The sequence below is a fragment of the Halorubrum gandharaense genome (assembly GCF_054654575.1).
The window spans coordinates 58549-82414 of the sequence record NZ_BAAIET010000002.1 but is presented as its reverse complement, the minus strand read 5'-3'; the positions used below and the strand labels follow the sequence as shown (position 1 = coordinate 82414).

Here is a 23866-nt window from a genome sequence, read left to right as displayed (position 1 = left end):
CCGACCACTTAACGGTTCCCCGGATCCCGGGTGAAAGTGAAACTGGTTGGGAGGACGGCCAAGGAAGGCCTCAAAGAGTCGTTGGATTTCACTATCACGTCGCTCCATTCGAGGGGGAATATCGACGACGGAACACGCGGCGGGCGGCGACTGCCGGCTCGCCGCGTCGTGTGCTCGAACGCTACTCCGCTCGCTCCAACACCAGCACGTGCCGGGTGAGCGACCGATGGACGGGGCGCTCGAAGGCGGCCGCCACCTCCCAGCCGGCGTCGTGGGCCGGGCCGCGCCAGTCGCGGTCAGCGACGAGCACGGCGCGGGGGGCAACGCGGGCCGCCTCAGCAAGCGCGCCGCCGACGAGGTCGGCCAACTCGTGGCGGGCGATCTTCGACTGGCGGCCGTAGGGGGCGTCGAAGGCGACGCCGTCGACGGCATCGTCCGGGAGCGGGAGGTCCGTCGCGTCCGCGCGGGCAACGTGCCATTCGGGGCTGTCGCCGCCGTCAGCGTCCGTGCCGCCATCGCCCTCACCGACGTACTCGCGCAGGTTTTGCTGCGTGCCACGGACCATCTTCCACTGGGCGTCACACGCGAGCACGTCGCTGCCGACGAGCCCCGCTTCGAGGGGAATCCCGCCGGTCCCGCACATCGGGTCGAGGAGGGTGCGACCGGGGCCGGCGCCCGCGAGGGTGGCGTACGCCCGGGCGTCCGCCGGCGCCATGCTCCCCGGCTGGAAGAACGGGCGGTCGGTCGGGTTCGGCGAGAAGTCGCGGCGTCCTTCGACGACGGTCCAGCCGAGCGCGCAGACGGCGGCGTCCTCACCGTCCGCGCCGGCGACGGCGTCGTGGATCGAGCGCTCGCCGGTCGCGAACAGCGCGCGAAGCACGTGGTCCGGATCGTCGAGGTCGACGGAGAACCCGCGGTCGACGAGGACAGAGCCAAGCTCGCGCTCGGCGCGCTCGGTGGAGACGCCGGCGCTGCCGCGGAGGCTGCGCGCCCGGACGGCAACGCTCCCCTCGCGGTCCAGCGAGGCGGCCCGGAGGAGCGCGGCGGCCGCGTCCACGTCGGCGTCGGTGCGCCCGACCGCCTCGTGGACGGCGCGGGTGTATGCCAGCCGGTCGGCGGTCTCGCTCACGCTCCCGGCGCTGGCGATGCCGGGCGCGAGCAGTTCGACGGACGTGGCGGCAGATCCCGCCTCGTAGGCGGCGAAGGCGTCCTCCTCGCCCGCGAGTTCGAGCCAGTACACGCGTCGGCCTCCGCGGTCCGCCGAAAAGAGGGTAGCGGTTCCGGGAGCCCGACGGGAGCGGGCTGCGACAGCACGAGCCCCGGGGCCGGCATCCTACCAACCTTTTTAAATCTTAAAAACGACGTGGGACGTACGAATGGCCGATCCAAAGGACACGATAACGATCGAGAACGTCGTCGCTTCCACCGGGATCGGGCAGGAACTCGACCTCCAGAGCGTCGCGATGGACCTGGAAGGTGCCGACTACGACCCCGAGCAGTTCCCCGGCCTCGTCTACCGGACGACGGACCCGAAATCGGCCGCGCTCATCTTCCGTTCCGGCAAGATCGTCTGTACCGGAGCCAAATCCGTCGACGCCGTCCACGAGAGCCTCGCCATCGTCTTCGAGGAGCTCCGTGAGCTCCGGATTCCGGTCGACGACGAGCCCGAGGTCACCGTCCAGAACATCGTCACCTCCGCGGACCTCGGCGAGAGCCTCAACCTCAACGCCATCGCCATCGGGCTCGGACTCGAGCACATCGAGTACGAGCCCGAGCAGTTCCCCGGCCTCGTCTACCGGCTGGACGAGCCCGACGTGGTCGCGCTGCTGTTCGGCTCCGGCAAGCTCGTCGTCACCGGCGGAAAATCGCCCGACGACGCCAAGGAGGCCGTCGACGCCATCGTCGGTCGCCTCGACGAGCTCGGCCTCCTCGGGTGAACCGGGCGTCCCGTCACGTTCCACGACGCCTTTGAGGGCTGCTCTCCTACGTCCGGTATGCTCCTGCAGACGGTCACGCCCGTCAGCGTGCTCGGGACGACGGTGCTTCTGGCGCTGTTCCTCTCGCTCACCGCCCATCTGGCCGCCCGCAACGTCCTCGGCGACGTCGACCCGCGGCGTGCGCTGTACGTCGGCCCCCTCCCCGCGGTGGTCGCCGTCGTCGGCGGCGCCTTCGAGATCACCCCGCTGCTGCTCGTTCCGCTCGCGCTCGCGCTCGACGCCGCCATGTTCGCGTGGAGCTACGACGCCGAGCGCCGGCTCGTCGCCGCGATGACGGTCGTTCACGTCATCGTCACGATCCTGCTCGGCGTCGTGCTCGGCGGGATCGCGATCCTGCTCGCCAGCCGACCAGAGTGATCACTGTCGCTCGACCTTGACATCCTCCCCGCGCTGAAGCGCGAGGATTCCCACGGCACCGCGCCGCTGGGTTGGGATATTGTGGTTTACGACGTTACCCGTTCTTGAGGCGCGAATGCGCCAGCTTCCTTGTCAAACAGGAACGTCGATGGCTGTGCCAACCAGCCGTTACTCCTATCCACCGACAAACTCGGTGAACTCGGAGATACTTTTTGTCGGATGTTCTCGGCTCCGTTCACGTCTGCGTTCGCCGTTGTCCCGCACTCGTCGCACACATACAGTCCGCGCTCGACACGATTTGCATCCCGCTTGCGACCACAACATGAACACGACTTCGACGTATCGCGCTCAGACACCTCTTCGACAATGATCCCTTCCATCTCGGCTTTGTAGGTGAGCAACTCCGTGAAGCGGCCGAACGCCCACGAGTGCAAGTCGAGATTGCCATGCTTGCCCCAGTTCTTCGCCTCACCGGTCTCGTCGTCCTTGCGGATGTCAGAGAGGTCGCCGATCACTATCGTGCCGACATCTTCCTCAACACACCGCTGGACGATGTGTTTCGAGAGGGTGTGGAAGTAGTGCGTGCGCCGACTCGATTTTGTCTGGTTCAGCCGCGTGGCTTGTTCAGAGTTCGAGTCGTCGCACCGAGCGAGCCGCTTGCTGAAGTAGTAGTCGTCCTGCTTCAGACAGTTCAGCGGGTACAACTCACTGTAGCCCTCTTCGTAGGCGAGTGCGGCGAAGTTGTTGATACCGAGGTCGATGCCAACTGTCTGTTCGCCGGGCGACTCAGATACCTCTATCTCAACCTTACACACGAAGTGTAGTTCCCACTCATCGCCTGTCCAAACCGCCTTCACTTGTTGGACGGTCTCCACGGCGGAGAGATCAACGTCGGGACGAGTTTGGAACTCACAGAGGATGAAGTCCGACCAATACTCCTTGAGGTTCGACCCTTGAGAGAGTCGGACGCGGTTGTACTGGGTGTCGAGTTTGAAGCCAGCGGCTTTGAACGTGACCGTTGAGCGCGGGTGTTCGTCACCGTGTTTGCGGTAGCCGGGCGGGTTCGCTCTCACGTCTCCGTTGCGTCGTTTCCCGTACCACCCACTGAACGCCTCAGCGAGTTCTTGAAGGACTCGCTGACTTGACTGCGAATGCAGGTCATCATAGCGTTCGTGGTTCTTGAGGTACGCGGTGAGTTCGGTGTGGGTTGGGATGTGACCAATTTCGTCCCAGATCCGGCTGCATGTCCACCGTCCAACGTTCCAGAGTTTCGAGGCTGCGAACCCAAGGGCATCAAGGTCGTCCGACACCCGTGGCTGATTCCGAATGGAAGCAGTATAGGTGCGCGTGACGACCTGTTTTACCATATGTAACCTATGACAGCAATCCTACTTAGCAGTGGTCATTCACAGGGCGTAGAATATCCAGCGATGCCTTCGAGCGATGGACTGTGGAGGAGTTGTCGGATTCATCCCCGCGCTAAAGCGCGAGGCTTTCTCCTTGATTCTCCGTAATCGACGGACCCCTTTTAGGTGGGTCCGGCCGCAACCACTGCCCGTGTCACTCCTCGATACCCTCCGGAACGCCGCGGTTCATCCCGCCGAGCGCCGGCTCCGAGCACCGCTTCGGCTGACCGCCGGCGCCATCGCGTTCGCCGTTCTCCTCGTCGGCGCCCAGCTCCTCGTCCTGCTCGCGCTCGGCGGCAGCGCGGACCCCGACTCCGCAGTGGTGTTGGGAACCGCGACCGTCGCCTCGGGACTCGTGTTGACGGTCGCGCTCGTGCCCGTCGCCCGCTACGTCGACCGCCGGCGACCCGCGGACTACGGGTTCCGGCTCGACCGCGACTGGTGGGTCGACTGCGGGTTCGGCCTCGCGCTGGGCGTCGCCCTTCAGGCCGCCATCTTCCTCGTCGGCTGGGCCGCCGGTTGGTACACCGTGACGGACACGTTCGTCGCGGGCGGCTCCTTCCTCCTCGGGTTCGCGGGACTCCTCGCCCTGTTTCTTGTGGTCGGCGTCTACGAGGAGGCGCTCGCCCGCGGCTGGCTGCTCACGAACGTCGCCGAGGGACTCCGGTTCGCCGGCGAGCGCGCCGCCGTTGTGGGGGCGCTGGTTGCCTCCTCCGTCCTGTTCGGGCTGCTCCACGCGGCCAATCCCGGCATCACCCCCTTCTCGCTCGCCGTCATCACGCTCGCGGGCGTCATGCTCGCGGCCGGCTACCTGCTGACTGGGGAGCTGGCGATCCCGATCGGACTCCACGTCACCTGGAACCTCGCGCAGGGAGCCGTCTTCGGCCACGGAGTGAGCGGACTCGGCGTCGAAACGAGCGTCCTCGCCGTCGAATCGACCGGTCCCGCGGCGTGGACCGGCGGGGCGTTCGGCCCCGAGGGGGGCTATCTCGGGCTGTTGGCGGTAGTCGCCGGCACGCTCGCGGTCGTCGGGTGGTGTCGGCTTCGGGGCGCAGACGAGTGGGTCCACCCCGCCATCACGACGCCGGAGCTAGTGGACGATGGGGACGGCATTGACGAAGCGACCGCCGGCGAGTCATAATCCCCTACGGCTCCGGCGGAGGACCGTGGTAGGCGTCGTGGTCGGCGTAGAAGTTGAGCATCGCGAACTTGGCCTTCTCCGGCGAGAGGTCCAGTAGCTCCTCGCGTTCCTCGGGCGGGAACGCGTCGCGGACGGAGTACTTCCCCATGTCCGCACTCGTGTAGCGGCGGTCGGCGAGGATGCGGACGCCGAAGTCCTCCGGGCCGCGCACGACGCGGCCGATCGCCTGCCGCGTCTTGCGGATCGTCGGGATCTCGACGGCGTACGCCCACCCGGGGTCGCGCGAGCGGTCACGGTCGGAGAAGGCGCGGTTGTAGGCCTCTTGGACCGCCTCCATCCGGTCCGAGAGGTGCGGATAGGGGACGCCAACGACGACGACCGTCCGGGCGTCGTCGCCGTCGAAGCTCACGCCCTCCGCGAGGGTGCCCCACAGCGAGGTGAACAGCGCACCGTTGTCGCCGTCGACGAACTCCTGACGGAGCCGCTCCTCGTCTTCCCCCGGACCGTCGAGGTAGAGCGTTCCGAGGTCGGCGCCCGCCAACCCGTCTCCACCGCCGAGCTTCTCGTAGTAGCGCTCAGCCTCCCCGTAGGAGGGGAAGAAGGCGAGCGTGTTGCCGGGCGTAAAGCGGATCGCGTCCCGGAGCAGCTCCGCGACCGTCTCCTGCGTCTCCGGGTCCTCCCGCTCGGAGGCGAACAGCGGCGGCGTGTCGACGGCGAACGTTCGGCGGTTCGCCGCGGGATACGCCATCCCGTACGCCAGCGCCGCCACGTTCTCCAGTCCGAGCACCTCCTTGGTGACGTCGAACGGGCGAAGCGTCGCGCTCATTAGAACCGAGGCGGCCACCTCGTCGAACAGCTGCTCGGTGACCGTGCGGGGGATGCAGGTGTACAGCTCCGCGCGGCCGTACACCTCGTCGGTGCCGCCGTCGCGCCGGACGGAGACGACGGGGTACTGGCCGAGCTCGGCGCCCTCCTCCATCCACGTCGCGACGAACCGGGCCGCCGCAAGGATAGACGACTCCTTGCGGCTCGTCGTCTCGCCCTCCTTGTACTGGCGCTCGTACTCCTCGTCGAGCGCCTGCCCGAGCTGGACGGCGAGCTCCGCCTCCGTGTCGATCCCGCGCCCTTCATACCGCTGGAGGAAGCTCAGCGTGAGGTCGTCCCGACGGTCGTCGTTGGCGATGGAGAGGTCCTCCCAGTTCTCGCCGACGCCCTCGCGGGCGCCGAAGCCGAGCGCCTCGTCGTACGTCTCCACGAGCGCGTCGCGGAAGGCGCCGAGCACGTTCTCGGTCGCTTCGGCGCGGGTGTCGTCGGCCTCCGCCGCCTCCTCCAACGCCGCGTCCAGCGTGTTCTCCGTGAGCGTGCGGGTGGCGTGGTCGCGCGCGGCGTCCTCGACGTTGTGCGCCTCGTCGAAGACGGTGATGATCTCCGAGGGGTCGCGATCGATCCACCGGAAGAACTGTTCCCGTATCCCGGGGTCGAGCAGGTGGTGGTAGTTGCAGACGACCAGATCGACGCCCTCCATCCCCTCCTTCAGCAGCTCGTAGCCGCAGAGGCCGCGCTCGTCGGCGTACTCGTACACGTCGTCCGGCGTGCGCACGTCGTCGAACAGCCAGTCGAAGAACTCGTCAGTATCCTGCGTGAGGTTGTTGTGATAGTGGTCACAGACGTTCGTGGACTCAAAGTCGTCGAGTTCGTCCTCCAGCGAGTCGAGTTCGTCCATGACGGCCTCGCGCGCCTCGGCAGCGCCGGCGTCGCCGTCGCGGCTCTCCGCGAGCAGCTCGCGCTGGCGGGTCTCCAACTCGCGTTTGTCCGCCTGCGTCTCCACCATCGAGCGAGTGGTGTCCCGGAGGGTCTGACACTCCTGATAGTCCACGTCGATGTGGCACATCGAGGACTTTCCCTTGAACACGACCGCGCGGATCGGCTTCGTGCGGGTGATCGCGCGGGCGTCCTCGACGAACTGGCGCATCTGCTGGTGGACGTTCGTCGTGATGACGACCGTCCGGTCGTGCTCGCGGGCGTGCTCCAACGCCGGGACGAGTGCCGACAGCGTCTTTCCCGTTCCGGGCGCCCCCTCGAACAGCACGTCCTGACCGCGGGCGAGCGCGTTGGAGACGCGGTCCATTGCCTCCCGCTGGTTCGGGTAGGGCTCCTCGTACGGGAAGTACTCCAGATACGCCGACTCTGACACACCGACGGATTGGCCCCCACCGGATAAAAGGAGTCGGGTGGCTCGGCGAAAGTGAAACTGCGGGCGAGCGCGCTCGGCGAGCGCGAGACACCGCAACGCTCGGCGGCGCCGCTGGTGGGCGAAACTCGTGGAAAGTGGGGGTGAAGACAGCGGTGGATGCGCTCACCCCGCACGTCGGGCGATGGAAGAATCCAACATAACGTTTTCGCCGGGAACCCCCGAGACCCCCGTGTCCCCGTTTTTTCGGCGCTCGGCGCCGGCGCTCAGTCGACGATGATCTCGGAGTCGCCGCTTTCCGAGTCGTCGGTGCCGCCGCCCATCCGCTGCTGATAGCGCTGGATCCAGTCGGCGAAACACTCGGGGCAGAGCCGCTGGGTGTCGATGTTCGCCCGGTCGACGCTGAGCCGGACCGTCCGGGCGAGCGCGTCGGTCGTCGGCTCCCCGCAGGCGTCACAGGGGTCGGTCGTCGCCGCGTCGCTCATACTCGTGTCTCGCGTGGGTGGCTCTTAAAAGTACGCTGGCGGGGCGTGGCGCGCGGCACGCGGCGCGTCGAGCGCTCGTGGCGGGGAGGTGGATGCGGTCGCCGGCGTCCCCTACGTCGTTCGGAACGCGCGGTCGCCGGCGTCCCCGAGACCGGGGACGATGAACCCCTCCTCGTTGAGGCGGTCGTCGATGGCGACGGTGAGGAGGTCGGCGTCGTCGAACGCCTCGCCCACGCGCACGAGGCCGGCGGGCGCCGACACTGCCGACAGCACGAAGAGGTTCTCGTAGTCGTCGGCCTCCGCGAGGATGTGGTCGAGGACGGCACACATCGTCGAGCCGGTTGCAAGCATCGGGTCCGCGACGATGACGGTGTCGTCCTCGCGGATCTCGGGCAGCTTCACGTAGTCGATGGTGATCGGGAACTCGCCGTCGTCGTTCATCCCGGCCTCCTCGTCGCGGCCGGCGGAGATGACGCCCTGTTTGGCCCGCGGGAACGCCTTCAAAAGGCCCTCCACGAACGGGGTTGCGGCACGGAGGACGTTGATGATCACCACGTCGTCGAGCCCCTTGACGCGCTCGCCGGTGGTCTCCTCTAGGGGCGTCTCGACGGGGACGTACTCCGTCTCCATCGCGCCGTCGATGATCTCGTAGCCGCAGATGCGACCCAGTTTGACGAGCCCCTTGCGGAACGCGACCTGCTCCGTCTCCACGTCGCGGAGCCGCGAGAGGGTGTCCTTGGCCAGCGCGTGGGTGATCAGGTACGCGTCGTCGCGGTCTTCGATCGTCATTATCGGGAAGGGGGACCGCACGCTTCTTAAAAGGCCGGTACTACTCGCGGGGGAGAAGGTCGGAAGCAGGCCTCGGAATTCGAACGGCGATGCCGCGAGCAGGGAGCCCTCGATGTCGGTTCGGCGCCCCGCAAAAGCCGCGCGTGACCGCCGGCGCCCCTACTGCAGCACGAGCACGTAGGTGACCGCGAACACCAGTATCGCCGCCGTCAGGACGTTCACCAGCGTGTACTCGACGAGCCCCAACAGGTCGAACCCCCAGACGACGACCCAGCCGAACCATGCCGACAGCGCCACGCCGAGCAGGAACACGAGTCTCGGGTCGCCCTCGGAGTCGGCGAGTCCCTCACGGATTCCCTTCGGATCCGGCTCGTCGTCCGTCGTGACCGCGTCCCGGTCGGCGTCGTGTCCGGCGGAGTCACGTTCCTCGTCGCCCTCGCGCTCGCCGGCGCGCTCTCCGTCTGCGCCGCGCTGTTCGCTCATACCCGTACCCGGCGTGACGGCGACTTAGTTCTTGCCCGCGGCGAGACCGGGCTCCCGGAGGACGGTTTCGTCGCCGTCCGCCGTCGGAAACGGGTTCTCACCGTCGAGTTCCTCCCCGTCCCGAACCACGTCCCACTCGGCGTCCGTCACGAGCGCGTCGTCGAGCCGCGATCGGAGCGCGGCCTCGTCCATGTCGGTGCCGATGACGACGAACTCCGTCCGGCGGTCGCCGTGCTCCTCGTGCCAGTCGAGATCCGGACGGTTCGAGCGGAGCATGTCGCGTTCGATCTCCGGGAGGCTCGCGATCCACGGGCCGGGCGTCTCGATCCGGACCGACGGGCCTGCCTGCCCTACCTGCTGCCGGCGGTCGTTGCCGGCCACCCACAGCGTCCCCTTCGACCGGACGACGCCGTCCGGGAGGTCCCGGAGCACGGCGGCGATCCGCTCCGGGTGGAACGGCCGGCGCGCGCGGTAGGTGAAGGAGGTGACGCCGTACACCTCGTCGGGGTGGCGGTGGCCGTGGTGGTCGTCGTGGTCGTGGCCGTCCTCAAGCGCTCGCTTCCAACCGGGCAGGTGCGAGACCTCGGCCTCGTCGAACAAGTTTCGGTCGAAGATCCGGTCTGGCTCCACCGCGGAGAACTCCGCACGAACCGTCTCGGCGTCCGGCTGGAGCGCGCGGACCAACTCCTCCGCCTCCGCGAGTTCGTCCTCCGAGCAGAGGTCCGCCTTGTTGAGGAGAACGAGATTCGACACCTCCACCTGCTCGACCAGCAGGTCGGAGAGGGGGCGCTCGTCCTCGTCGCCGGCAGTCTTCCGCTCGGGCGTCCCCTCGCCGGCGAACCAGTCGAGGAACAGCCTCGTGTCGAGCACGGTGACGAGCGCGTCCACCCGATAGCGGGCGGCGGCGCGCGACTCCGTGGTGAACAGCCGGGCGACGGGCGCGGGCTCGGAGATCCCCGACGACTCCACGACGAGGTTGTCGAAGTCGCGCTCCCGTGCGAGCCGGACGACGGCGGTTTCGAGGTCTTCCTGCAGCTCACAGCAGATGCAGCCGTTCGACAGCTCCGCGACGCCGTCGTCGACATCCAGCTCCGACCCCTCCGCGATCAGGTCGGCGTCGACGTTCACGTCGCCCATGTCGTTGACGAGGACCGCGAGGTCGCGGTCGCCGGCGTTCCGAAGCAGGTGGTTCAACAGGGTGGTCTTGCCCGCTCCGAGACTCCCCGAGAGGATCGTCACCGGGATCCGGTCGCTCATGAGCCAACCTGTGTCGGCTCACACCTTGAACCCGGCGTCCGGGGAAATGCGATAGTTGGCCGCCGGAAGAAGCCAGCACGTTGGTCGCCGGAGAAAGCCGACACGTTGATTTGTGGTCCTCACGGAGTGGTCGAACATGCAGAGTCTCGTGTACCCGGTTGCCGTGGTCGGAACGGTCGCAACGGTCCTGATGGTCGTCGGGATGCTGTACATGGTGTGGATCTCGATGGACGACCCCACCCACCAGCCGGCGCTCGACGCCGGCGAGCCGGACGCACCCGAAGTCGCCGACGAGTCGGCGTAGGCCGGCGCGCTTCCACCACAGTTCCCGCGGATCCTGCCGCCGTCCGCGACACCTTTTAGGCATCCTCCCGTCGTGTGGAGGTATGACACTGGCCGACCGCATCGCCGAGTTCCGCGAGGTGCTCGACGAGTGGCTCCGCGGGCTGTACCACGGGATGATCACCCATCCGGCCTACGAGAAGATCGAGAAGGAGGCGGAGGACCTCGAGGACGCGTTCATGCTCGCCTGCTTTCCCGACGCGTTCGGCATCCCCTCGCCCGTCTCGTACTACACCGCCGAGCTCCTGCCGTACCTCGAAGACGAATTCGAGGCGTGGGAGCGCCGGCTCTGGGACCGCGAGAGCCTGATCGAGCGGAAGGGCCAGCAGTACCACTTTTGAATGGCGGGGAACGACGTCTCCGCCGGCAATAGCACGCCCACCGGTGACCACGACGCCATCGAGCCGTTCGTCTTCTTCGGCGGGAAGGGCGGCGTCGGCAAGACCACCATCTCGTGTGCGTACGCCCGCAAGTGTGCGGACGCCGGCGTGCGCACGCTGGTCGTCTCCACCGACCCGGCCCACTCCGTCTCGGACGTGTTCGACCAGTCGTTCAGCGACGACCCCGAGCCCGTCGAGGGGATCGAGGGGCTCTCCGCGATGGAGATCGACCCCGAGGAGGAGGTGCAGGCACACCTCCAGGAGATCCGCGAGGGACTCTCCGAGCAGGTGTCGTCGGCGATGGTGTCGGAGATCAACCGCCAGCTGGAGATGGCCCACGGCACGCCGGGCGCCTACGAGTCCGCGCTGTTCGACGCGTTCGTCGAGGTGATGCGCGAGGAGGGCGAGCGCTACGACCGCATCGTCTTCGACACGGCGCCGACGGGCTCGACGCTGCGGCTGCTCGGGCTTCCGGAGTTTCTGGAGGGGTGGATCGACCGGCTGATGTACAAGCGCCGGCAGTCGATCGACCTGTTCGAGAAGGCCGCCATCGGCGACATGGAGCCGCGACGGGTGATGGAGGGTGACCCCGTGCTCGACCGGCTCCAGCGCCGCAAGGAGTTCTTCGAGTACGCGGGCGGCGCGCTCCGGGAGGACGCCGCCTTCTTCCTCGTGTTGAACCCGGACCAGCTGTCGGTCAACGAGACGGAGCGGGCGATCGAGGGGCTCGCCGAGAAGGACCTCGCGGTCCGCGGGCTCGTCGCGAACAAGCTCACGCCCGAGCCCGACGACGACGAGACCGGGCGGGGCGGCACCTTCCTCCGCGAGCGCGTCGCCACCGAGCGCGACCGGCTCCGGCAGGTTCGCGAGCAGTTCGACCCGCCGCTCGTCGCCACCATCGAGTCGCGCACGAAGGAGGTGCGCGGCGACCTCCTCGGGGACGTAGCCGGGGAACTCGACGTGGCGACCGGCGTCCGGGAGGAGCACGCCGGCGACGAGACGGGCGACTGACGCGGTCGGATGGGCGCGGTCGCCGGCGTGGGTGTCGCGCGGGCAACTCGGTTTCGAGAGGATACAGTTTTTGGCCAATATGACCTGTAATGAATGGTGAAATCGTCGCCGCGTCTCCACGCCGTCTGTTCCGTTCGTGGAATTATCACGATCGAAGCGAACGTTTAAGTATTGTTTTGTAAATAGCTACCGTGAGGCAGGGTATCAATGACAAGCGTAATCTGGATCGTAGTTGCCGTGCTGGCGACGTTCACCGTGGGGTACATGGGGTACTCCCGATATCTCTCGCGGTTCGTCGAACTCGACGACGAGCGCGAGACGCCGGCACACAAGTACGAGGACGGACAGGAGTACGTACCGGCGAAGAAGCCGGTGCTACTGGGGCATCACTTCTCGAGTATCGCGGGCGGGGCACCGATCGTCGGCCCGATCACGGCCGGCGCCATCTGGGGCTGGGTGCCGGCGCTGCTGTGGGTCGCCATCGGCAACCCGCTGATGGGCGCGGTCCACGACTTCATCTCGCTGTCGAGTTCGATCCGCCACGAGGGGAAGTCGATCGGCTACATCGTCGGCCAGTACGTGGGTGAGAAGGGGAAGAACCTCCTGTTGTGGTTCGCGTTCCTCACCATCCTGCTGGTCGTCGCGGTGTTCGCGCTGGTCGTCTCCATCGTGTTCGACGCGTACCCCGAGGTGACGACCGCAAGCTTCGTCTACATCCTGCTCGCGTTCGGCTTCGGGGTGTACCTCTACCAGCTCGACGGCCCCTTCATTCCGGGGACCGTCCTGTTCGTCGCCGGCGTGTTCGCCGGCGTCTGGGTCGGCATCCAGTACCCGTTCGCGCTGTTCGAGGCCGGCCGCGACGCGTTCGTCCTCTCGGACGCGCTCGGGCTCGGCGCCGGCGACTGGGTGCCCGGCTCCGGACAGCTCGGTGCCAACACCGCGGCATGGCTCCCGGTGGTGCTGGTGTACGGCGCCGTCGCCAGCGCGCTCCCGGTGTGGGTGCTGCTCCAGCCGCGTGACTACCTCTCCTCGTTCCTGCTGTACACCGGCGTGGGTGGCGGGATCCTGGCGATCATCGTCGGCACGATCTTCGCCACGTCCTCGCAGCCGCTCGTCGTCGACCCGTCGATCGGCGCGTTCGAGGGCTTCTGGGGAATCGAGGCGGTGGGACTGTTCCCGCTGTTCCCCATGCTGTTCATCACCATCGCCTGCGGGACGATCAGCGGATTCCACTCGCTGGTCTCCTCGGGCACGACCTCGAAACAGCTCAACAAGGAGAGCGACGCCCGCCTGATCGGCTACGGCGGGATGCTCGGCGAGGGACTGCTCGCCGCGCTCGCGCTCTCGACGCTCGCGGTCGCCGGCTTCGCCGCGGACGCGGCGGCCGGCGGAGTCGGCGGCGCGCTCCCGAACTTCGCGGCCGGCGGCGGGATCATCCTCACGAGCCTGGGCATTCCCGAGGCGGTCGGCGCCGTCTTCATGGCGCTCGTGCTCGTGAGCTTCCTGCTCACCTCCATGGACACGGCCGTGCGCCTCGGTCGGTACATGATGGAGGAGATCATCGGCACTCCGAGCGGAACGACCGAAACGGGGCTCTCGGGCGGCGTCGACTCGCTCGCCCGCGGGCGCTACACCAACCCCGTCGTACAGGTGATTCCCGCGTACATTCTGGTCATCTCCGGCGAGTGGGAGACGCTGTGGGGGCTGTTCGGCGGCGCGAACCAGCTCCTCGCCGCGCTCGCGCTGCTGACGGGAACGATCTGGCTCGCCAACTGGGACGACTCCAAGCAGCTGCTCTCGACCGGCGTCCCCATGGCGATCATGGTGACGATCACCGTGTTGGGACTGCTGTTCCTCGCCATCTACGAGAACCTCTATCTCAACCTGCTGATGGGCGGAGCGGAGACGTTCGGAACGATGGCGTCGGCAACCGCCCAGATGGTGCTCGCGCTCGTCCTGATCGGGCTCGCGCTCTCGCTGGTGAACATCGGCATCACCAATCTGCGCGCGGTGAAGAACGGCGACCACCCCGCGGCCGAGACGGGCGACGACTGAAGCCACTCCCTGCGTGCGGCCCTGCCCTCCGGTTTTTTGACTCGCCGAGCGGAGCGGCTCGCCCACTCACCGCCAGAAGCGCTTGGCGAATCGCGAGAAGACCCCCTCCGCCGGCGGCTCGACGGGGTCCCAGAGCCGGAACGCCTCGGCCACGTCGGCGACCTCGCTGGCGACGAGCCGCTCGTCGTCCGGGGCGACGACGACGAGGTTCACCTCGTAGTGGCCGTGGTAGCCGAACGTGAGGAGGGTTCGGTCGCGGAAGCCGTCGACGAACTCCGCGACCGCGTCGGTGAGGTCGTCGACGACGAGGACGACGGTGAACTCCGTCTCGTAGTGCTGCTCGTCGGCCTCGACGCGCTCGTCGGCGAGGTCGTGGGCCAGCGCCACGAGCCGTTCGAGCTCCCCGACGGTGGTCGCCGACTGGCGGCGGGCGAAGAGGAACTCCTGCTGGTCGTGGTTCGCGTAGCTCAGGGCGGGGTGGAGGAACTGCTTCTGGTTGCGGACCCGGAGCTCGCCGTACAGGTCGAAGCGCTCGCCGGCGATCCGGTGATCGGCGTCGAGGTCGTAGCTGAACAGCAGCCGGTCGGAGACGCGGTCGAGGTACTCGTCGTCGTAGTCCGGGACGTTCTCGCGGATCTCCGGCGGCAGCTCCTCGGGATCGTGCCTCGGTGCGGTGCCGGACTCCGTACCGGACGCCGCCGGTTCCGACCCTTCCGCCGACCCCGCGCGCTCGCCGTCACTCATTCTCGGAGGGGTTCCGCGCGGTCGCGTCCGTCTCGTAGGGGACGGCGTCGCCCGCGACCGGCGGCGCGCCGAGCGCCAGCAGGTCGACGGCCTCCTCGGCGTCCGCCGGGTTGTACGCGCGGTGCGGGCTTCCGGGGTCGACGGCGAACAGGCCGTCGGCCGGCACCTCGAAGGTCTTCTCGGGGGTCTCGACGCGGAGCGTTCCGGAGAGCACGTAAAAGGCCTCCTCCTGCGTCTCGTGGTGGTGGTACGCCAGCGGCACCTGCTCGCCCGGCTCCGCCCGGAACCGGTTGATGGCCACGTTGTCGAGGTCGGCGGGGTCGGTCAGCTTCCGGCAGTCGCACGGCCGGTCCGACTCCGGCTCGACCGCATCCGTCTCGACGAGGCGGTATCCCATGTCACCTCATTCCACACGGCGCTAATAAGGGCGTCGCCACTCCATGTGCCTCCAGCATCGCCCGCGCTCGCAGTCGTCCGCGCTCGCAGTCGTCCGCGCTCGCAGTCGCCCGTGGCCCGCGCACGGCGGCGACAGGGTTTAAGCCGTGAGATGACGTACCATGACACAGAGACCATGTCCGACGAGAATAGCGGCGGACGGACGGAAGCCTGCGGCCGGTGTTCGATGTCGACGGTCGTCGACGCGGTGAACGGCGACCGCGACGCCGACGAGCGCGCCGACCACGACCCGTTCGGCGATGCGCGCATCGAGGTGGACGAGGACGAGGTTCGACGCGTTTCGCCCGCAGGGTGGCTCGCCGACCGCAAAGCCGAGCTCGACGCGCTCGCGCGCCGGATCGCCTACGGCCGGTAGGCGGGCTGGTTGCGAAGAGTCGGCGGGTGAATCCCACGACCGCCGACGACCGCCGGCGAGTGCGGACGGTTCGGGGAAGCTTATACGCGTTCGACACGTACCGGCGGGCAATCCGATGGAAGAGAGCATCTCCGGGTTCAAAGAGCGCGGAGACTGGGGAGACGTCGTCGAGCACGGCGAGCGGATCACCCAGGCGTTACGCGAGGCGGGCGCCGACGGCGACGCCTACTACGAGTGGGACGAGTGGCGGCCCAAGGCCCACGAGCGCATCGACGAGGACGTCTCCGAGAAGACGGCCGAACAGGCGTCGGTGAACGAGGGCGCCGGCGAGAAGGAGGGGAAGAGTCCGGGCGAGGACCTCCAAACCGCCGGCGAGAAGCTCACCGAGTCGTACGAGAAGGTAGAGGACGACGACACCGAGGGCGCCATGGAGCGCTGGGGCGAGTCGATCGAGCACGTCGCGCGCGCCGCCGACTCCGCCGGCCGGAAGGCGATCCGGAAGGTGGAGGATACGGTGTATCAGAAGGTGATGACGCAGATCGCGCCCTACTACTTCGACAACGACCTGATAAGCGCCAACATTCAGGAGGTCGGCCGCGGCGAGCCCGGCGAGACGTTCGTCCTGGAGGTGAACATCAACGACGACGAGCTCAAAACGGAGGTAAGCCGGATCCTCGGCGAGTACGAGGAGCACGTCGACCGCTGGCACGTCGAAGCCGAAAAGGAGACCGCCAACGTCGCCGCCGCCGAGGGCGTCGAACCGCCCGAGGAGAAGGGGGGGTCCGAGTCGACGACGACGTAGGGTCAGCAGCCACGGCAGGGGTGCACCAACCTGTGCCGCCGACGGAGCCTTTTCCTTGACGGCCACCGTGTCACGCTGTATGAGCCACACAGACGCGAGCGATCCCGACATCGAGGACCTCGTCGGCGACGTGTCCCCCTCGTTCGAGCACGTCCTCGCCTGCGTGTTCGGCATCCAGGACCACGAGTCCCGCACCTATCTCACGCTGCTCGACCACCCAGGCAGCACCGTCGCCGAGCTCGCCGACGTGCTCGACCGCGACCGCTCGAACATCAACCGGTCGCTTTCCACGCTCCGCGAGAAGGGCCTCGCCGAGCGTCACCGCCGGCTGCTCGACTCCGGCGGCTACGTCTACCAGTACGACGCCGTCCCCGTCCCCGAGGCGAAGGCGATGCTCCACGCCGCGCTCGACGAGTGGGTGGAGGGCGTTCACGACGCCATCGACGCGTTCGACCCTGACAACGTCGAGTGAGTGGTGTACTTGACGTACGCTTCTCGAAACCCTGCTAGCTGCTTATAAGCGAGTTGTGCGGTTTACGCGGTGAGTGCGACGGCGACCACCTCCAAAGCCCCAGCCGACCCCTTATAAGCGAGTTGTGCGGTGAGCACGACGGCAAACACCTCCAAAGCCCCAGCCGGCTCCGGTCGAGGGGCTCGCTGCGCTCCTCGCTCTCAGCACCGCCCGCTGCGGTGCTTACGTCGCCCATCTTTCCGGAGCCGGCTGCCCCTTTGAGTCCCACCCCGCACAGCACCGCGACCGCACCTCACACCTCCCCAGCCTCGGCGGAGAGCGCGCCGGCGGCACCGCACCACCCGCCGGCGCGCTCCCGCCTCCCTCGCGCTCCGGCTCGCACCCGTTGGGCGCTCGCCGGGCGCGCCACAGCACTGGATGGTGGAATATTCGGATATTCGCGTGCGTGGCAAGCTCCGTCCCCACCGCCCGCCTTAAGAGGCGCGCGGACGGAGGTCGGGGCATGACCCTCGAGCTCGACACCCCGGCCCCCGAGGCGCCCGACTGCGCCGACGACGGGACGTGGCTCGCCTGCATCGAATGTGACGAGACGTTCGCCCCGTTTTCGGCGGTGCGCTACACCTGCGACGAGTGTGACGGCCTGCTGGAGGTGCGCTACGACGACCCGCCGACGTTCGACGACTTCGGCGCCGGCGCGTCCACCGAGGGGCCGGATCGTGGCGTCTGGCGCTACCGCGAGGCGCTCCCGTTCGAGCTCGGCGTGACGCTCCCGGAGGGCGACACCCCGCTGCACGAGGTCCCCCGACTGGAGGAGTCGGTGGGCGTCGAGACGCTCCGGATCAAACACGAGGGGATGAACCCGACGGGGTCGTTCAAGGACCGCGGAATGACCGTCGGCGTGCGCGTCGCCGAGGAGCTCGGCGTCGGCGCGCTCGCCTGCGCCTCGACGGGGAACACCTCCGCCGCGCTCGCGGCGTACGGCGGCCGCGGCGGGATGGAGACGCTCGTCCTGCTTCCGGAGGGGAAGGTCGCCGCGGGGAAGATCGCCCAGGCGAGCCTCCACGGCGCGCGGATCCTGGAGGTCGACGGCAACTTCGACGCCTGCCTCGACATCGTCCAGGAGCTCGCCGCACGCGGCGAGGCGTACCTGCTCAACTCGCTGAACCCGTTCCGCCTGGAAGGGCAGAAGACGATCGGCTTCGAGATTCTGGAGGCGTTCGAGGCCGACTACGGCACCTATCCCGACCGGATCGTGCTACCGGTGGGGAACGCGGGCAACACCTCGGCGATCTACAAGGCGTTCCGCGAGCTGGTGCAGTCGGGCGCGATGGACCCCGCGGAGGTCCCCAAGATCACCGGCGTGCAGGCCGCCGGCGCCGCGCCGATGGTCGAGGCGATCGAAAACGGGGCCGACGAGGTCCGGCGTTGGGAGGAGGTCGAAACGCGCGCGACCGCGATCCGCATCGGCAATCCGGTCAACGCGCCGAAGGCGCTCCCCGGAATCCGCAACACGGGCGGCACCGCGGTCGCCGTCGAGGACGAGGCGATCACCGAGGCCCAGCGCGACCTTGCCGAGGAGGGCGTCGGCGTCGAGCCCGCTTCCGCCGCGAGCGTCGCCGGACTCCGCAAGCTCCGCGATCAGGGCGTCGTCGACGACGACGAACAGGTCGTCTGCCTAACGACTGGTCACCTGTTGAAGGACCCTGACGCCGCCTACGAGGCGGGTCGCAAGCCGGAGCCCGTCGCGAACGACGTGGAGGCGATCGTCGAACTCCTGCAGGACTAATTCGACCGTACCCGCCTGTACCTGCGCTTGCGGCTCCGCTCTCTCGTCCAGTCGCGCCGGCCGACGTTTTTTCGCAGTCACACGTCGTTGTGGGGCGCTCCCACGGTTCGACGGGTAGTGACGAGAATACTCGCCGTCAGCAGTCTTTTGTGCACACATACACAAGCACAACACATGGGAACGAAGACGATCGGGATCCGCGAGGAGGTGTACGAGCGCCTCCGGGCGCGCAAGCGCGACGGCGAGAGCTTCACGGACGTGATCGACCGGCTGATCGACGAGTCGGGCGGCGACTGGCGGGAGGGGTTCGGCTCCTTGTCTCCCGAGGAGACGAACGCGGTTCGCGAGGCGGCGCTCGCGTCCCGCGACCGCCTCGGGGAGGATGCCGCCGCCCGCGGCAGCGAGGCCGCCGACCGACTCGCGGCACGTCGCGACGAGGAGCCCGACGCGTGACGACACACCTGTTCGATACGACGTTCCTCATCGACTATCTCGGCGGCGACGACGGCGTCCGGGAGTACCTGGAGGCGACGGAAGAGGAGCCGCTCTACACGACATCGCTGAACGTCAAGGAGGTGGCAGTGGGCCACCGGCTCACCGACACGTTCGACCGTGCGGCGTTCGCGAGGACGTTCGACTGGCTGGAGGTCGTGCCGTTCACCATCGACCACGCGGTCGAGGCGAGCCGGTTCGAGGCGGCGCTCCACCGTGACGAGGACGTGACGAGACGAGGGGTCGACGCCGCCGCGGCGGACCTGCTGATCGCGGCCGTCGCGTCCGTCGAGGGAGCGACCGTCGTCACGCGGAACGTCGACGATTTCGAGCGGTTCGACGTGCCGGTTGCCGACTACTGAGGCGTCGGTTCGCCCCTTCGTCGCTTCGTCGCTTCACTTCTTCGTCCGTCTATTGGCTCCGCTACTCCGTCGAGCGCTCGTCAGCGGCGTCCAGCGTGATCTCCGTCACGGAGACGATGCGGTCGTCGGCAAGCAGGTCTTCGACGGCGGCGTCGGGCACGTCCTGGTCGAGGTTGTACACGGTGAGCGCCTCGCCGCCGTGGGTCTCGCGGGCGTTGAACATCCCTGCGATGTTGACGTCGTGGTCACCGAGCACGGTGCCGATGAGGCCGATGACGCCGGGCTTGTCGTAGTTGCGCGCGACGAGCATGTGACCGTACGGGACGGCATCGACGCGGAACCCGTCGATCCGGACGATCCGCGGGTCCTCGCCGGCAAAGAGCGTCCCCTCGACGGCGAGCTCCGTGTCGCCGTTGCGGACGGTGACGCGGACGAGACTCTGGAAGTCCTCGGTCTGCCGCGTCTTCGACTCCGTCACCTCGATGCCGCGGTCCTCCGCGAGCTGTGGCGCGTTGACGGAGTTCACCTGCCACTCCAGCGGCTCGAACACGCCTTTCAGCGCGCTCGCGGTGACGAGCTCGACGTCCTCCTCGGCGATGTCGCCCTCGTAGGTCACCTCGATCTCCGAGACGCGACCGTCGAGCAGCTGTGCGGCGACCTTCCCCGCCGTCTCGGCGACGGCGAGGTACGGCTTGATCCGCGGGAAGGCGGTCTCGTCGACGGACGGTGCGTTGAGCGCGTTGAGCACCGGCTCCTCACGGAACGCGGCAATCACGGCCTCGGCCGTGTCGACGGCGACCGCGTCCTGGGCGGCCTCCGTGGAGGCGCCGAGATGCGGGGTGACGACGATATCCTCGACATCGAGCAGCGGCGAGTCGGGGTCGAGCGGCTCCTCAGCGAAGGAGTCGAGTGCGGCGCCCGCGAGCACGCCCTCGTCGACCGCCTCGGCGAGTGCGGGTTCGTCGACGATGCCGCCGCGCGCACAGTTGATGAGGTAGCCGCCCTCGAGCTGGGCCAGCTCCTCCTCGCCGATCATTCCCTCGGTCTCAGGGAGCAGCGGGGTGTGGACCGTCGCGAAGTCCCCGCGGCCGAGCGCCTCGTGGAGGTCGTCCACGAGCTCGGCGCCGAGCCGGTCGGCGCGCTCCTCGGAGATGTACGGGTCGTAGACGACCAGGTCCATCCCGAGCGAGTCGAGCCGCTTCGCGACTTCCTGACCGACGCGGCCGAGTCCGACGATGGTGAGCGTCTTGTTGTTCACTTCGGTGCCGAGGAACGCGCCCTTCGCCCACTCGCCGTCGGTGAGTCGGGCGTGCGCCTGCGGGATCGAGCGCGCGACGGCGAACGTCATCGCGACGGTGTGCTCGGCGGCCGCGCGGACGTTCCCCTCGGGGGCGTTGGCGACGACGACGCCGTGGTCGGTGGCGGCGTCGATGTCGATGTTGTCCACGCCGATGCCAGCGCGCCCGACGATGACGAGGTCGGGTGCCGCCTCGAACACCTCACGGGAAACCTCGGTCCCCGAGCGAACGATGAGCGCGTTGGCGTCACTGACGGCATCGAGCAGCTCGTCGCCCTCGGCGTCGTAGTCGGTCTCCACCTCGTAGCCCTCCTCACGAAGCCGGTCGAGACCGGCGTCCGCGATCGGGTCCGTCACGAGTACCTTCATGCCCGTTTACACCGCCGGCGAGGGGTTAACGCTTTCTTCATCCCGTGGATTTGCCACCCAACTCGATCCGTAATTGTGCATACACTACCCCTTCGTTTCGACTGGAAACTGTCTATCCGTGGGTATTCGTCGGGATCGGTGGACGAGGTGGGCCATCCCGTTTCCGACGCGACTCGGCGGTCGGTCAGCACGCGTCGCACCGCACGACACACCGCGGAGGACAGCACGACGCACCGCGGGGGACAGACCCTTTGAGGGGGCGGTCGTGGCGCACGTATGGACCTCACCATCGTGCTTCTCGGTGCCGCCGCCATCGTCGTGTTGACGGCCGTGAGCGGCTTCTTCTCCAGTTCGGAGCTCGCCGTCTTCTCGGTCGCCCGTCATCGCGTCGATTCGCTTGCGACGGAGGGCGTCCCCGGTAGCGAGTCGCTCGCCGCGCTCCGGGACGATCCGCACAGCTTCCTCGTCACCGCGCTCGTGAGCAACAACATCGCCAACATCGCGGCGGCGTCCGTCGCCACCGCCGTGCTCGTCCAGGCCGGATTCACGGGGAGCCAGGCCGCCACGGGCTCGACGGTCATCACGTCCCTGTTCGTGATCACGTTCGGGGAGATCGCGCCGAAGGCGTACGCCGTCGCCCACGCCGAGAAGCACGCGCTCCGGGTGGCCCGGCCCGTGGTCGTCATCCAGCGCGTGCTCCGGCCGGTCCTCTACGTGTTCGAGGCGCTTTCCGGCGCCGTCAACCGCTTCACCGGCGGCGAAGGGGAGATCGAGTCGTACCTCACGCGCGAGGAGATCGAGACGCTCGTCTTGTCGGGCGAGGAGTCCGGCGCCATCGACACCGGCGAAGGCGCGATGATCCGCGGCGTGCTCGATCTGGAGGCCACCCGCGTCACCGCGGTGATGGTCCCCCGAACCGACATGGTGGCCGTTCCGGCGGACGCCACGCCCGGCGAGGTCGTCTCACTGGCCGCCGCCGAGAACGTGACGCGCCTCCCCGTCTACGGCGAGAACCGGGACGACGTGGTGGGCGTCGTCGACGTACGCGACGCGATCCGCGCCGACGAGCGCGGCGACGACCTCGCGAGCGTGCTCCGGGAGGCCGTCTTCGTCCCCGAGACCAAGCCCGTCGACGAGCTCCTCGACGAGATGCAGCGGGACGGTCACCGCATGGTGCTCGTCGTCGACGAGTTCGGCGCGGTCGTCGGGCTCGCAACACTGGAGGACGCCATCGAGGAGGTGGTCGGGGAGATCGTCGGGCATGATGAAACCGAACACGTTCGGCCGGTCGACGAGGATACCGCCCTCGTCCGCGGCTGGACCACCGTTGCACACCTCAACGAAACGCTCGGGGTCGACCTCCCGGTCGACGGCGAGTTCGAGACCGTCGCCGGCCTCATTCACCACCACACCGGCCAACTCGCCGGCGAGGGCGACCGCGTCGAGATCGGCGAGACGACGTTGACCGTCACGGACGCCACCGCAACCCGCATTCGGCGCGTCCGCGTCGACTACGCTCCCACGGGTGTCGCGGGCGGGTCTACTGCTACGCCCGATGATGTGGATGGCGAAGCGATCGGCCGGACGGAGTAGTCTCGGCGCAGGCGACGCCGGTCGATAGTCGTCCCCGGAGGGTTAGTCGCCGGCGCCGTCGGACGCCTCGCCGTCTTTCGTCGCGCCCTCGGCGTCGTGGATTTCAGTGTCCTCAACGGTATCGGCATCCTCGACGGCCTCAGCATCCGTGACCGTGACATCGCCGTCCGGATCCGTGGGACCCACGGACTCCCCCAACGGCTCCTCGCGCACCCTGACGGCGTTCATCTCGGTCGAGAGGTGTGCGGCGAGTTCGGCGACGACCGCGACAGCGAGCGGGCCGGCGATGATCCCGATGGGACCGATGGTGAGCACGCCGCCGAAGAATCCGATGAAGTAGAGCGTCGCCGGGATCTCCGCCGTCTCGGCCGCGAGACGCGGCCGAAGCAGGAAGTCGGGGGTGGCGGCGATCAGCGCCCACCCAACCACGAGGATGGCGACGGCGGCCGCGGTGTCCCCGAGCACCACGTGATAGCCGGCGAGCGCGAGCACCAACACGCTCGGCCCGACGACGGGGATGAACTGCAGGATCCCCGCCAGCGTCGCCAGGACGACCGGCGAGGGGTAGCCGAACGCGACGAACACGGGGAGCGCGATGAGGAACGTCGCGAACCCGGTGGCTGCCTGCACGACGTAGATCCCGTACAGCGTGCGGCGCGCGCGGTCATGAAGCGTCTCTCCGAGCGTGCGGTAGCTCGGCGGCACGAGTGCGAGCGCGGCCTGACGAGTCCGCTGCTCGTAGTACAGCACCGCGTAGACGACGAACGCGAACAGCGCGAGCTTCACGAGGAGCACCGGCGCGGCGCCGGCGATGCTCCCGCCGGCGGAGAGCAGCAGGCTTCCCGCGAGCTCGGCGACCTCGGCGGTAACGAGCGTGTATTCGAACGGGCCGACCAGCACGGTCACCGACTCCGGGATCGTCTCCAGAAACGCCAACGCGTCGTCGACGCGCAACACCAACACGACGAGAAGTGGCGTCAGCGCGGCGACGAGCCCGAGGAACGCCGCGAACGTCGTGACGCCGGCGGCGACACGCGCCGAGAGTCCTCGGCGGCGGAGCTGCCGTCGAACCGGCCCGAGCACGTACGCGACGGTCATCGCGAAGAAGACCGTCGCGACGACTTCCCACAGCAGGACGGCAGTGAGAACCGCCGCCAGTACGGTGAGACCGCCAATTACGGTGCGTCTGCTCGTCATGTTGTGGTTCGGATGCGCTGACGGCTTAAAAGGGGTGGCCCGAAGGA

General features: G+C 68.1%; 25 protein-coding genes. 14 read left to right on the top strand and 11 right to left on the bottom strand.

Translation table 11 applies throughout. The features are described 5' to 3' along the window. Nucleotides 1-181: 181 nt before the first annotated feature. Nucleotides 182-1240 (bottom strand): TIGR01177 family methyltransferase, encoded by a 1059-nt coding sequence (locus ACYQ07_RS09450; RefSeq protein WP_459880549.1) that lies wholly within the window; start codon nt 1238-1240, stop codon nt 182-184. A gap of 136 nt (nt 1241-1376) precedes the next feature. Here ACYQ07_RS09450 and ACYQ07_RS09445 point away from each other — a divergent pair, with 136 nt between their 5' ends. Continuing rightward, on the top strand, nt 1377-1937 hold the full coding sequence (locus tag ACYQ07_RS09445) for a TATA-box-binding protein (protein WP_459880546.1): 561 nt from the start codon (nt 1377-1379) through the stop codon (nt 1935-1937). 57 nt (nt 1938-1994) lie between these two features. Further along, nucleotides 1995-2354, top strand: coding sequence for a DUF7473 family protein (locus ACYQ07_RS09440; RefSeq protein ID WP_459880544.1), 360 nt, complete (start codon nt 1995-1997; stop codon nt 2352-2354). Nucleotides 2355-2440: 86 nt separating this feature from the next. On the opposite strand, the gene ACYQ07_RS09435 is transcribed toward ACYQ07_RS09440, so the two are convergent. Further along, nucleotides 2441-3721, bottom strand: coding sequence for an RNA-guided endonuclease InsQ/TnpB family protein (locus tag ACYQ07_RS09435; RefSeq protein ID WP_459880541.1), 1281 nt, complete (start codon nt 3719-3721; stop codon nt 2441-2443). A gap of 190 nt (nt 3722-3911) precedes the next feature. On the opposite strand from ACYQ07_RS09435, the gene ACYQ07_RS09430 reads away from it, so the two are divergent. Beyond that, complete coding sequence (locus ACYQ07_RS09430; RefSeq protein WP_459880538.1) at nt 3912-4901, top strand: CPBP family intramembrane glutamic endopeptidase; 990 nt, start codon at nt 3912-3914, stop codon at nt 4899-4901. Nucleotides 4902-4905: 4 nt separating this feature from the next. Here the strand turns inward: ACYQ07_RS09430 and ACYQ07_RS09425 are convergent, their stop codons facing one another. The 5 genes from ACYQ07_RS09425 to ACYQ07_RS09405 form a co-directional block, all read right to left on the bottom strand. Beyond that, nucleotides 4906-7095 carry an ATP-dependent DNA helicase gene (locus ACYQ07_RS09425; protein WP_459880535.1) on the bottom strand — a complete coding sequence of 730 codons (2190 nt, stop codon included), beginning with the start codon at nt 7093-7095 and terminating at the stop codon, nt 4906-4908. A gap of 263 nt (nt 7096-7358) precedes the next feature. Next, the gene (locus tag ACYQ07_RS09420; protein ID WP_459880532.1) at nt 7359-7577 is read right to left on the bottom strand and encodes a DUF7569 family protein; all 219 of its coding nucleotides are present in this window, start codon (nt 7575-7577) and stop codon (nt 7359-7361) included. Between the two features lie 111 nt (nt 7578-7688). Then, nucleotides 7689-8366, bottom strand: a complete 678-nt coding sequence (gene upp / locus ACYQ07_RS09415) for a uracil phosphoribosyltransferase (protein ID WP_459880529.1) — start codon at nt 8364-8366, stop codon at nt 7689-7691. Between the two features lie 159 nt (nt 8367-8525). Further along, a complete protein-coding gene (locus ACYQ07_RS09410) occupies nt 8526-8849 on the bottom strand; it encodes a DUF8107 family protein (RefSeq protein WP_459880526.1) in 324 nt (107 codons plus the stop codon). Between the two features lie 24 nt (nt 8850-8873). Beyond that, nucleotides 8874-10106 carry a CobW family GTP-binding protein gene (locus ACYQ07_RS09405; protein ID WP_459880523.1) on the bottom strand — a complete coding sequence of 411 codons (1233 nt, stop codon included), beginning with the start codon at nt 10104-10106 and terminating at the stop codon, nt 8874-8876. A 136-nt stretch (nt 10107-10242) separates the two neighbouring features. Here ACYQ07_RS09405 and ACYQ07_RS09400 point away from each other — a divergent pair, with 136 nt between their 5' ends. From ACYQ07_RS09400 to ACYQ07_RS09385, 4 genes are all read left to right on the top strand, one after another. Continuing rightward, on the top strand, nt 10243-10410 hold the full coding sequence (locus ACYQ07_RS09400; RefSeq protein WP_459880520.1) for a hypothetical protein: 168 nt from the start codon (nt 10243-10245) through the stop codon (nt 10408-10410). Nucleotides 10411-10492: 82 nt separating this feature from the next. Then, complete coding sequence (locus ACYQ07_RS09395; protein ID WP_459880517.1) at nt 10493-10789, top strand: DUF7990 family protein; 297 nt, start codon at nt 10493-10495, stop codon at nt 10787-10789. Nucleotides 10790-10846: 57 nt separating this feature from the next. Beyond that, nucleotides 10847-11839, top strand: a complete 993-nt coding sequence (locus tag ACYQ07_RS09390) for an ArsA family ATPase (protein WP_459883040.1) — start codon at nt 10847-10849, stop codon at nt 11837-11839. Between the two features lie 207 nt (nt 11840-12046). After that, the gene (locus tag ACYQ07_RS09385; RefSeq protein ID WP_459880514.1) at nt 12047-13894 is read left to right on the top strand and encodes a carbon starvation CstA family protein; all 1848 of its coding nucleotides are present in this window, start codon (nt 12047-12049) and stop codon (nt 13892-13894) included. A 66-nt stretch (nt 13895-13960) separates the two neighbouring features. On the opposite strand, the gene ACYQ07_RS09380 is transcribed toward ACYQ07_RS09385, so the two are convergent. Continuing rightward, nucleotides 13961-14638, bottom strand: coding sequence for a DUF8052 family protein (locus ACYQ07_RS09380; protein ID WP_459880512.1), 678 nt, complete (start codon nt 14636-14638; stop codon nt 13961-13963). Further along, nucleotides 14631-15035 carry a cupin domain-containing protein gene (locus ACYQ07_RS09375; RefSeq protein WP_459880509.1) on the bottom strand — a complete coding sequence of 135 codons (405 nt, stop codon included), beginning with the start codon at nt 15033-15035 and terminating at the stop codon, nt 14631-14633. The genes ACYQ07_RS09380 and ACYQ07_RS09375 overlap by 8 nt, the downstream gene beginning before the upstream one ends. Before the next feature lie 150 nt (nt 15036-15185). Between ACYQ07_RS09375 and ACYQ07_RS09370 the strand changes: the two genes are divergently transcribed. The 6 genes from ACYQ07_RS09370 (at nt 15186) to ACYQ07_RS09345 (ending at nt 19363) form a co-directional block, all read left to right on the top strand. Next, nucleotides 15186-15449, top strand: a complete 264-nt coding sequence (locus tag ACYQ07_RS09370; RefSeq protein ID WP_459880506.1) for a DUF8007 family protein — start codon at nt 15186-15188, stop codon at nt 15447-15449. Between the two features lie 115 nt (nt 15450-15564). Further along, nucleotides 15565-16251, top strand: coding sequence for a DUF5828 family protein (locus tag ACYQ07_RS09365; protein ID WP_459880503.1), 687 nt, complete (start codon nt 15565-15567; stop codon nt 16249-16251). Between the two features lie 79 nt (nt 16252-16330). Further along, entirely contained in the window at nt 16331-16723 is a 393-nt protein-coding gene (locus ACYQ07_RS09360) for a helix-turn-helix domain-containing protein (RefSeq protein WP_459880500.1), read from the top strand. Between the two features lie 502 nt (nt 16724-17225). Continuing rightward, nucleotides 17226-18509, top strand: coding sequence for a threonine synthase (gene thrC / locus ACYQ07_RS09355; protein ID WP_459880498.1), 1284 nt, complete (start codon nt 17226-17228; stop codon nt 18507-18509). Nucleotides 18510-18683: 174 nt separating this feature from the next. Next, nucleotides 18684-18962, top strand: a complete 279-nt coding sequence (locus ACYQ07_RS09350; RefSeq protein WP_459880495.1) for an antitoxin VapB family protein — start codon at nt 18684-18686, stop codon at nt 18960-18962. Next, on the top strand, nt 18959-19363 hold the full coding sequence (locus tag ACYQ07_RS09345; RefSeq protein WP_459880492.1) for a PIN domain-containing protein: 405 nt from the start codon (nt 18959-18961) through the stop codon (nt 19361-19363). The genes ACYQ07_RS09350 and ACYQ07_RS09345 overlap by 4 nt, the downstream gene beginning before the upstream one ends. A 61-nt stretch (nt 19364-19424) precedes the next feature. Here ACYQ07_RS09345 and serA read toward each other — a convergent pair whose 3' ends face one another. Then, entirely contained in the window at nt 19425-21029 is a 1605-nt protein-coding gene (serA, locus tag ACYQ07_RS09340) for a phosphoglycerate dehydrogenase (RefSeq protein WP_459880489.1), read from the bottom strand. A gap of 276 nt (nt 21030-21305) precedes the next feature. Between serA and ACYQ07_RS09335 the strand changes: the two genes are divergently transcribed. Beyond that, on the top strand, nt 21306-22622 hold the full coding sequence (locus ACYQ07_RS09335) for a hemolysin family protein (protein ID WP_459880486.1): 1317 nt from the start codon (nt 21306-21308) through the stop codon (nt 22620-22622). A 42-nt stretch (nt 22623-22664) separates the two neighbouring features. Here ACYQ07_RS09335 and ACYQ07_RS09330 read toward each other — a convergent pair whose 3' ends face one another. Then, nucleotides 22665-23819 carry an AI-2E family transporter gene (locus ACYQ07_RS09330; protein ID WP_459880484.1) on the bottom strand — a complete coding sequence of 385 codons (1155 nt, stop codon included), beginning with the start codon at nt 23817-23819 and terminating at the stop codon, nt 22665-22667. Nucleotides 23820-23866: the final 47 nt, after the last annotated feature.